This window comes from Bradyrhizobium sp., assembly GCF_049798375.1.
In the GTDB taxonomy this organism is placed as follows: domain Bacteria; phylum Pseudomonadota; class Alphaproteobacteria; order Rhizobiales; family Xanthobacteraceae; genus Bradyrhizobium.
In genome coordinates this window covers 1-9,592 of the sequence record NZ_JBARGP010000088.1, presented here as the reverse complement: position 1 = coordinate 9,592, position 9,592 = coordinate 1, and the positions used below count along the sequence as shown (strand labels likewise).

Below are 9,592 nucleotides of genomic sequence, written 5' to 3'. Positions count from 1 at the left end.
GGCAACCGCTTGTGCGGATTGCCTCGCGCCATCTGCCGGTGTCAATTTGCTGCGGAGAATGACGTCGCGCCGCGAGGAGACACCATGCCGAACCAGTTTTCCAGCCGCCAACAGATCAGCAAGCCCGCCGTGACATCCAAGGGCGGCATCGTGGCGGCGCAATCGCGACGCGCGGCCGAGATCGGTGCGGAGGTGCTGGCGGCCGGCGGCGATTGCGTCGATGCCGTCGTGGCCACTGGCTTTGCGCTCGGCGTGCTCGAGCCCTGGATGAGCGGCATGGGCGGTGGCGGCGCCATGGTGCTGTACCGCGCCAAGGAGAATAAGGTCGAGGTGATCGACTATGGCATGCGTGCGCCGGACAGCCTGCGCCTCGCGGACTATCCGCTCGTCGGCGACGGCAGCCTCGCCCCCGATCTCTTTCCCTGGGCGCGGGTGAAGGCCGATCGCAATCTCCATGGCCCCGGTGCGATCGCCGTGCCTGGCGTGGTTGCCGGCATGGGCGAGGCGCATCAGCGCTACGCCAGGCTGCCGTGGCAGGACCTGCTGGCGCCGAGCGTCAAGCTTGCGGCCGAGGGCCTGCTGATCGACTGGTGGACCACGCTGTCGATCACAAGCTCGGTCGCCGATCTGCGCCGCTATCCAGCGAGTGCGGCGGCCTTTCTGAAGGACGGGCTGCCGCCAAGCGCGCCCTGGGGCATCAAGTCGTCGGTGCGCATGCCGCAGGACGAGCTCAAGGCGACACTGACGCATCTCGCCAGCGCCGGCGCGCGTGACTTCTACCACGGCGACCTTGCCCGCTCGATCGCCCGCGACATCCAGGCCGCCGGCGGCTGTCTCGCGGTCGAGGATCTCGCCGCCTTCAAGGCGCATCTGCGCGAGCCGCTGAAGATCCCCTATCGCGGCGGCACCGTCTACGCGACGCCGGAGCTCACCGCGGGGCCGACGCTGGCGCACACGCTGCGGCTGTTGCAGGCCAGCCTGCAGCCGTCGGGGAGCGTGCCCGGTACGGACGCCTACATCGCCTATGCCGAGGCGCTGCAGGCGGCCTACCGCGAGCGGCTCAACGGCATGGGCGATGCGGACGGACGCCGGTCACTCGGCGCCGACTATCTCGCCCCGGCCTGCACCACGCATTATGCGGTGGTCGACCGCGACGGCAACATGGCGGCGGTGACGCAGACCTTGCTGTCGAATTTCGGCTCGAAGTTCCAGACGCCGCAAAGCGGCATCATGATGAACAACGGCATCATGTGGTTCGACCCGACGCCGGGCACCACCAACTCGCTGGCGCCCGGCAAGCGCTGCCTCTGCAACTACACACCCGCGGTGGCTGAAGCCGCCGACGGCCGGCGCCTTGCGCTCGGCGCCTCCGGCGGCCGCCGCATCCTGCCCTCGGTGGCGCAGATCCTGTCCTTCGTGATGGATTTCGGCATGGATCTGGACGCCGCCATCCACCAGCCGCGGATCGATGCCAGCGAGGGCGCGATCGTGATTGCCGACACACGATTGCCGCCGGAGGCGCGCGCCGCGCTTGGCGCCAGGTTCGACTACGAGGAGGCGCATCTGCAGACGCTGCCGCTGAAATTCGCCTGCCCGAGCGTGGTGCTGCGCGACGGCGCCACCAACTCCGGCGCCTCCGAGATCGCTTCGCCCTGGAGCGAGGCCGTGGCCGAGGGGTAGCTTCTCCCCAGGATATCGTCATTGCGAGAAGCGCAAGCGACGAAGCAATCCAGGCTTCTCTCGCGCTGGATTGCTTCGCTTCGCTCGCACGACGCCTAGGTCAGTTCTCGAAGTTGACCGCCGTCGTGTTGGCCCCGGGCGCGTCGCGCGCGATCTCGAGCCCGACCGTGCCCTGCCCTAGCATGGTCTCGGCCTGATCGAAGGCATGGATCGGCAGCGCGCCATGCTCCACAACATGATGTTCGCTCGCCGCCAACGCATCCGCATAACGGTCCCCGCCGACATGAAGCTCTGCGCCATGGCGTCGGATCAATTCGATCTTGGAGGGCGAGGCGATGGTCGGCACGAAGATCGCGGCCTTGCGATCGAGCCGGTTGGCCGCGAAGGCAACGGCGACGCCGTGATTGCCGCCCGACGCCGCGACTACGCCGGTGGCGGGCACCTCGCGCGTCAAGAGATTGGTGAAGACGCCGCGCACGTTGAAGGAGCCGGCGTGCTGCATGAACTCGGGAGGCGGTCCTTGGCGATGGTCTGCGACGTGACGAAACCGCAAGATCGGTCGAGCGCGTCATGTCTGCATGCGCTTAGCTGGCGCTGCCACGAAGGACAGAACGATGAAGGCGGCGCTTCGAGACTACCATGCCCGGATGCAGCGGGTGCTGGATCACATCGACCGGCATCTGGACCATGATCTGGACCTGGACGCGCTGAGCAGCGTCGCCGCCTACTCGAAATATCATTTCCACCGGCAGTTCACGGCGACCTTTGGGCTATCGGTGCATCGCTATGTCCAGCTCGCCCGCATGAAGCGCGCTTCATACTGGCTGGCCTACGGAGATGCCCATAGCGTCACTGATATCGCGATGGATGCCGGTTACGATGCGCCGGACGCCTTCGCCCGCGCCTTTCGGCAACGGTTCGGGCAATCGCCTTCCTCGTTCCGGAAGTCTCCCGACTGGGAGCCGTGGCTTGCGGCCTTCGGGCCTCTCGACAACGCAAGGAACAAGCTCATGCAGAAGACTTTTACCACCGACGATGTGACGATTCGCGATGTGCCTCCGACGCGGGTGGCGATCATGGAGCATCGGGGCGACCCGGCGACGCTTGGCGCCAGCATCCAGCGGTATATCGCATGGCGCAAAGCGGCCGGCCTGCACCCCAAGACAAGTCCGACCTTCAATGTCTGGCGTTCCGAGCGGCGTCCTGCGTCGCCTGCCGATTATAGCGTGGACCTTTGTGTCGGTACCGACCAACCAATCGAGGCCAACGGCGAGCAGATCAAAGCCGGCGAGATCCCTGGCGGACGCTGCGCAGTGCTGCGCGTCGTTGGCCACACCGACAATCTGGAGCCCGCCGCGCTCTATCTTTACCGCGACTGGCTTCCGGCCAGCGGCGAGGAAGCCCGCGACTTCCCGATCTATTGCCAACGGCTGAGCTTCTTCCCGGAGGTGGCGGAGCATGAGGCGGTCGCGGACCTGTTTTTGCCGCTGAAGTAGCGCCCTCTGATGCCGGCCTGTCCCTTCCGATCGCATGAAATGAACAGACCGCTAGCCACCCACTCGATCTTGCCAGGTTCGCCGCCTAGTATTTCGGCGTGATGCGCAGATCCGTCGCCGGCTTCGGAATGTGGCCGTCGCGAACCGTCGGCTCTCCGCGCCACCGCTTGCCGAGATCGACCAGTTCGGCCGCGCGCCGCAGCAACTCGTCAACCTGATCCCTGGTGTCCTGGCTGTAGGGCGGATGGGGCTTGCCGCTTGGCGGCGCGCGATAGGGCGCGTGATTCTTTACATAACCGTCGAGGAAATCGCCGAATCGCCCCGGCCCGCTTCCGTAGGCGACCGCAACGTCGTCGAGCGTCTCCTCCATCCGCGCCATCGAAACCAGAAAGCGCCGCCAACGGTGCTCGTCCATGTTGAACTGGTCGCAGAGCGTCTGCCCGGCCTGTTGGCCACGCGCGACCAGCGCGTCGATCGTCTCTTTGCTCATGGTGAGATTGAGCCCACCCTCATCCGGTTTCAGCACGACGTGAACAATGCGCTCGCGGTAACCCGACAGCGTCCCCTGCAAATTGTCGCGCCAATCCTTGGCCGAATAGAACAGCCGGGCAACGAAGCCGAACAGCCCCCGGAACGACTGGATCGGCAACATGTCGCCGCTTCCCGCCGTCTGCGGCAGCCAGACCAGATCGCGCGTCGTCAGCGGATCGAAATCGTCGAGCGAGATGGCAAAGGTCGGGCTGTTTGGCAGCAAATGATCGAAGAACTGGATCGGAAAATTGCTCGACAATCCGCCGTCGCTGAACAGGCAACGCCTGAGCTTCGCCCTCTCGCCCTCCTTCATCAGGAAATCACGCGTCCATAGCGGCACCGCCGAGATCAGGAACGGAAAGCTCAGGCTCATCCGCGCCGCGACGATCAGGGGCAGCTGATCTTCCTTCGGAAAATCATAGAATTCGCCCTGCTCGCCTTCGGTCGGCATGAAGCGCTCGCAGGTCTGGACGAGAAAGGCGATGATGTCGGTCGGAAACAGGCGCTCCCACTCGTCTCTCCTGAAGAAGAAGCGCCGGGTCTCCATCGGCAGCGTGTACGGACGTCCTTCCGCCACGCTCGTCGTCACCATCTTCAGATGGATTGGGTCAGCGCCGTCAGGCGGTTTCGACAAGTCGCCGAAGGTCAGCGGTCGGCCCCCGGCCTGATGGCCGGCGGCCTCTTCGATCAGCCGGGCCAGCCAGTCGGTGAAAGCCTCCGGCAGGGATCGCGACTGGCGGATGCCCGGGCAGACGCCGAAATCATGCGCGGCAAGATCGCGCGTGACGGTGCTCTTGAGGCTCACGATCAATGCCAGCACGAGACCGACGAGTGCCAGCAGCAAGCCAAACGCGACACCACCCACACTGCAACGGACGATCGCAATCACGGCAATGATGATTCCGGGCAGCGCGCCGAGACATGCGCTGATCAGATAGCCTGATATCGCGGCCCAGACGAAGGCGACAAACTTGCCGATGCTGGTCTTGGCCTGCAAGGTCGCGATGAAGATATTGAACAGCGGCTTCAACGCCGGCGCGGGCTGAAACAGCGACAGCAGATGCGGTCCGACCTCCTGCGGGATCTTCGCCAGCCGCTCGAAGCCGCCGCCCGGAACGTACCTGCCGTATTCGGCAGCTGCGGCGGCCGCCGCGGCGATCGCGCCCGCTGAGGTGCCGCCAATCTGCGATAGGCGGTATTTCTTCGACAGCGCGACCAGCGCGAGCGGATAGACGACGCCACTGGTGATGCCGCCCTTCATGACGACGTCGCAGGATTGCGCCGGCTTCTCCGGATGAGTCTGCTGCTGCATCGTCTCGCCCCAGCCTGATATCGCGACGGCACATTGTGCGCGGGGTTTTTCCACAATCTCAAGTCGAATAGATCACATTCGAAATGCGCGGCGACGATTTTTTTCTGAATCGCCAGCAGCAAGCCCGTTTCGCGCGCAGCGGTGCTTCGCGTCCCGGCCGGCCGTCTGCCGCCGCGTCAGGACCGGCGCGCCGCTGCGATCGATTTGCCCCGGCAATGCCGCAGCGCCTCTGCTAGGATCATCGCGCTCGGCAACATCGAAGGAATCCCGCCATGCGCATGGTCCTGCTGCTGCTAGCCGTGCTCGCCGCTGCGCCCGGCCTCGCTGTTGCCGATGACGCGACGCCGGCGCAGAGTGCCATCCGCCGGCAGGAGCAGGCCTTTGCACGCGACGACGCGGCAGCCGCCTATGCGCAGGCCGCGCCGGAGCTTCATGCGATGTTTCCTTCGCCCGAAATCTTCATGGCGATGGTGAGACAAGGCTACGCGCCGGTCTACCGGCGCAAGAGTTTTGAATTCGGCGAGAGCAAGACGGAGGGCGGCGTGATCGCGCAGCGCGTTCACATCATCGACGCCAATGGCGAGGCCTGGGAGGCGCTCTACACGCTCGAGACGCAGCCGGACGGCGACCTCAAGATCACCGGCTGTTCGCTCTTGAAGGCGGAGCAGTCGGTCTAGCGGCCGTCACGCCACCGCCAACCGCCGCCGGGCCAGGATCAACAGGCAGAGCACGATCGCGACGTTGACCGCGTTCCAGGCCACGCCGTTGGCGAAAGCAGCCGCATAGGAACCGGTGGCGTCGAAGATCACGCCCGAGATCCAGCCGCCGAAGGACATGCCGACCACGGTGGCGAAGATCACGATGCCGACCCGCGTCGCCGCTTCGCGCGCCGGCATGGTCTCGCGGACGACGATGGCGTAGCTCGGCACGATGCCGCCCTGGAACAGGCCGAACATCGCCGAAACCAGATAGAGCGAGGAGAGGCTGTCGAAGAACAGATAGAACATCAGCGCAAAGCCCTGCGCCAGCGAGCCGAGCAGCAGCGTGCGGATGCCGCCGATGCGGTCGGCGAGGAAGCCGGAGCCGACCCGGCTGATGATCCCGAAGCCCATCATCAAGGACAGCATCTCGGCGCCGCGGGCGACGCCATAGCCGAGATCGCCGCAATAGGCGACGATGTGGACCTGCGGCATCGCCATCGCCATGCAGCAGGCGACGCCGGCGATGCACAACAGCGCGGTGAGCGCGTTGGTCGAGATCGCGAGCTTGAGCGGCGGGGGCGGCGCGTGGGCGTGATCATGGGCGCCGGCGCCACCCATCCGCGCCCGCAGCAGCAACAGCAGCAGCGACATCGCGACCGCACAGAACAGGCCGATCACGACATGGGTGCTGCGCCAGCCGAACCGCTGCAGGCCGAGATTGATCAGCGGCGGCCACACCGTGCCGGCGACGTAATTGCCGGCCGCGACGATGGTGACGGCGAGCCCGCGGTAGCGGCTGAACCAGTGCGAAGCCTCCGCCATCAAAGGCGCGAAGGTCGCCGACGTGCCGAGCCCGATCAGGAAATAGACCGCCTGGAATTGCCACAGCGTCGCCGACGCGCCGGCGAGCAGATAACCGACGGCGGTGCAGGCGATGCTCAAACCCATCGCGGTGACGATGCCGAAGCGATCGGTGACGCGGCCGACGATGACGCCGCCAAGGCCGAAGCCGAACATGGTCAGCGTATAGGCCAGCGAGACCGCGCCACGAGAGGCCGCGAACTCGGCCTGCACGCCCGGCAGGACCACGACGACAGACCACATGCCGACGCCGCCGATCGAGGCGATCAGGAGCGCCAAAGCCAGCCGGCTCCAGGCCTGACGCGAGTCCGGAACGAAGGCGGGTGCCTGTGTGAATTGAGTCGAGGGCTTATGCATGGGAGGCGCAAATTCCCCGGCCGCGGCAGCGTGGTCAAGCGCCAATGCCGCCGGATTGGGCATGCAGAAGCAGCGCAACAAGCGAATTCCGACGCGTCGGGCTTCCTCCTCCGTTCGGAGGAACGCAGCCGCATTCCGGAGCCCGCAATCCCACGGGCGTCGCATTAACCGGATGCTAACCATACCCCCGGCAAAATTTGCCGGGCGAATCTTTTGGCACGCGCGGCCGCTTTTCTGATGGGGAAGACAAAAAACATGGCAAGCACCGTCGGATCCCGTGCCTTCCAGAATGCGCGGGCACAGAAGAAGCTGAAGAAGCTGGCCGAGACGGCGCTGCCGGCCGCCTTCCTCGCCTATCGCGAGGGCCGGCAGGCCGACGTGCAGGCGCTGTGCCGGCAGATGCTGGCTGACCTGCCTGATTTTTTCGACGCCGCGCACCTGCTCGGCGTGTCGCTGGTCGAATCCAGCCGGATCGCCGAGGCGGTGCCGTATCTGGAGCACGCCGTCCGACTCGAACCACGCAACGCGGATGCGCAGTCCAATCTCGGCTTCGCGCTGTTCAACCTGGAGCGCCACGAGGAGGCGCGCGCGGCGATCGAGAAGGCGCTGGCGCTCAAACCCAATTTTCCGACCGCGCAGCGCAATCTCGGCAACGTCCTGCTGCGCCTGAAGCAGGCCGAGGGCGCGATCGCGGCCTTCGATCGTGCCATCGCGTTCAACGCCGGTGATGCCGATGCCTGGTGCAATCGTGGCGTGGCCGAATTGATGCTGAAGCGCTGGGACGCCGCCGCCGTAAGCTCCGAGCGGGCGCTTGCTTTAAGGCCGCGTCATTTCGAAGCCTTGGTCAACAAGGGCCTGTCGCAGCTCGAACTGCGTCATTTTGACGTCGCGGAAGCAGCCTTCAATCTGGCGATCGCCGTGAGACCCGAGATGGCCGAGGTGCTGGCGCATCGCGGCCGGCTCAATATGCTGCTGGGACGGCGCGCGGAGGCCGAAGCCGATTTCGACGCCGCGGTGGCGCGCGATCCCTCCCTTGAGGTCGGCTGGCAGGGCAAGGCGCAGGTCTGCATGCTCACCGGCAACGTCGCGCAGGCGATGCTGGCCTGCAAGCGCGTGCTGGAGCACAACCCGACCGCCGAGGTCGCGCTCACTTTGCTCGGCGCCTGTCTGGGGCGGCTCGGCGATACCGCGAACGCGATCCGGCATTTCGACCGCGCGCTCGAAATCAACCCCGATTACGACGAGGCGATCTCGAAGAAGATCTTCTATCAGGATTTTCTCAGCGAGGCCGATTTCGCGGTCCAGCAGGCAACGCGGCGGCAATGGTGGGACGCGGTCGGCAGCAAGATGCCGCGGCGCCAGCTCGCTCCCCGCTCGCTCGATCCGAACAGGCGGATCGTGGTCGGCTATGTCTCGTCCGATTTCCGCACGCATTCGGCGGCGTTCGCCTTTATGCCGGTGCTGCGCGGCCACGACAAGGCGCAATTCCAGATCAACTGCTACTCGTCATCGACCTCGAAGGATGCCTTCACCGCGACCTTCCAATCGATCGCCGACGTCTGGGTCGATGCCATCAATCTGTCCGAGGACGAGCTGGCCGACCGCATCCAGGCCGACGGCGTCGACATTCTGGTCGACCTCTCCGGCTACACCACCGGCAACCGCATGCCGGTATTCGCGCGCAAGCCGGCGCCGATCCAGGTCACGGCCTGGGGCAGCGGCACCGGCACCGGGCTCGCCACCATGGACTACTTCTTCGCCGATCCCGTGACGATTCCGCAGGAGGTGCGGCACCTGTTTGCGGAGGAGGTCTACGACCTGCCGTCGGTGATCACCATCGATCCGATCAAGGATGTCGCGCCGTCGAGCTTGCCGATGCTGCGCAACGGCCACGTCACCTTCGGCGTGTTCAACCGGATCGACAAGATTTCGGACGACGCGCTCGCGGTCTGGGCGCGGCTGCTCGACGCCGTCGCAGGATCGAAGCTCGTGATCAAGCATCTCGCGCTCAATGACGCCACGGTGCGCGACGGCCTGCTCGGCCGCTTCGTGGCCGCCGGCGTGCCCGACAACCGGGTCATCTGCATGGGCGCATCGGAACGAACAGACCATCTGCGCGCGTTCGCCGAGATCGATATCGCGCTCGATCCTTTCCCGCAGAACGGCGGCATCTCGACCTGGGAAGCCCTCTATATGGGCGTGCCGGTGATTGCCAAGCTCGGCCGCGGCGCCTCCTCGCGCGCAGCCGGCGCCATCCTCAAGGCGATCGGTCTCGATGACTGGGTTGCCGAGGACGATGACGGCTATGTCGAGATCGCCGAGGCGTTCGCGACCAACCCTGCCTATCTCGGCACGCTGCGGGCCGAGCTGCCCAGCCTGATCGCGCACTCCGCAGCCGGCAACATCGAAATCTACACGCAGCGGGTCGAAGCCGGCTATCGCCAGTTCTGGCAGACCTATTGTGCGAAGGCTGCCGCGCCGGCGTGACCGGCGCGCTTATCGCTTGGGCGTCTCCGAGCCACCCTCCGCCTCATCCGCCTTGCCGGCATTAGATCACGATGCGATTACACAGAATCGCATCGTGATCTCATCTCTTTGTTTGAGCATGATCTTTTCGGAAAACCGGTTTCCACTTTTCCGGATCATGCTCTAGC

7 protein-coding genes are annotated in these 9,592 nt (G+C 65.6%); 4 read left to right on the top strand and 3 right to left on the bottom strand.

What is annotated here, in order from left to right; genetic code table 11:
* The first annotated feature begins 84 nt into the window (after positions 1-84).
* Positions 85-1,680 (top strand): gamma-glutamyltransferase, encoded by a 1,596-nt coding sequence (locus WA702_RS04025; protein WP_425109241.1) that lies wholly within the window; start codon positions 85-87, stop codon positions 1,678-1,680.
* A 100-nt stretch (positions 1,681-1,780) separates the two neighbouring features.
* Here WA702_RS04025 and WA702_RS04020 read toward each other — a convergent pair whose 3' ends face one another.
* Entirely contained in the window at positions 1,781-2,182 is a 402-nt protein-coding gene (locus WA702_RS04020) for a pyridoxal-phosphate dependent enzyme (RefSeq protein WP_425109240.1), read from the bottom strand.
* Between the two features lie 112 nt (positions 2,183-2,294).
* Between WA702_RS04020 and WA702_RS04015 the strand changes: the two genes are divergently transcribed.
* Positions 2,295-3,176: an AraC family transcriptional regulator gene (locus WA702_RS04015; RefSeq protein ID WP_425109239.1), complete on the top strand. Its 882-nt coding sequence runs from the start codon at positions 2,295-2,297 to the stop codon at positions 3,174-3,176.
* Positions 3,177-3,261: 85 nt separating this feature from the next.
* Here WA702_RS04015 and WA702_RS04010 read toward each other — a convergent pair whose 3' ends face one another.
* The gene (locus tag WA702_RS04010; protein WP_425109238.1) at positions 3,262-5,019 is read right to left on the bottom strand and encodes a hypothetical protein; all 1,758 of its coding nucleotides are present in this window, start codon (positions 5,017-5,019) and stop codon (positions 3,262-3,264) included.
* Positions 5,020-5,291: 272 nt separating this feature from the next.
* Here WA702_RS04010 and WA702_RS04005 point away from each other — a divergent pair, with 272 nt between their 5' ends.
* Positions 5,292-5,696 (top strand): DUF4864 domain-containing protein, encoded by a 405-nt coding sequence (locus tag WA702_RS04005; RefSeq protein WP_425109237.1) that lies wholly within the window; start codon positions 5,292-5,294, stop codon positions 5,694-5,696.
* 6 nt (positions 5,697-5,702) lie between these two features.
* Here WA702_RS04005 and WA702_RS04000 read toward each other — a convergent pair whose 3' ends face one another.
* Complete coding sequence (locus WA702_RS04000; RefSeq protein ID WP_425109236.1) at positions 5,703-6,938, bottom strand: MFS transporter; 1,236 nt, start codon at positions 6,936-6,938, stop codon at positions 5,703-5,705.
* A 255-nt stretch (positions 6,939-7,193) separates the two neighbouring features.
* On the opposite strand from WA702_RS04000, the gene WA702_RS03995 reads away from it, so the two are divergent.
* Entirely contained in the window at positions 7,194-9,425 is a 2,232-nt protein-coding gene (locus WA702_RS03995) for a tetratricopeptide repeat protein (RefSeq protein ID WP_425109235.1), read from the top strand.
* The last annotated feature ends 167 nt before the right edge of the window (positions 9,426-9,592 follow it).

Excerpts from the sequence above, each read along its gene's own strand:
- WA702_RS04025 (WP_425109241.1), top strand. The coding sequence starts at position 85 with ATGCCGAACCAGTTTTCCAGCCGCCAACAGATCAGCAAGCCCGCCGTG.
- WA702_RS04020 (WP_425109240.1), bottom strand. The coding sequence starts at position 2,182 with ATGCAGCACGCCGGCTCCTTCAACGTGCGCGGCGTCTTCACCAATCTC.
- WA702_RS04015 (WP_425109239.1), top strand. The coding sequence starts at position 2,295 with ATGAAGGCGGCGCTTCGAGACTACCATGCCCGGATGCAGCGGGTGCTG.
- WA702_RS04010 (WP_425109238.1), bottom strand. The coding sequence starts at position 5,019 with ATGCAGCAGCAGACTCATCCGGAGAAGCCGGCGCAATCCTGCGACGTC.
- WA702_RS04005 (WP_425109237.1), top strand. The coding sequence starts at position 5,292 with ATGCGCATGGTCCTGCTGCTGCTAGCCGTGCTCGCCGCTGCGCCCGGC.
- WA702_RS04000 (WP_425109236.1), bottom strand. The coding sequence starts at position 6,938 with ATGCATAAGCCCTCGACTCAATTCACACAGGCACCCGCCTTCGTTCCG.
- WA702_RS03995 (WP_425109235.1), top strand. The coding sequence starts at position 7,194 with ATGGCAAGCACCGTCGGATCCCGTGCCTTCCAGAATGCGCGGGCACAG.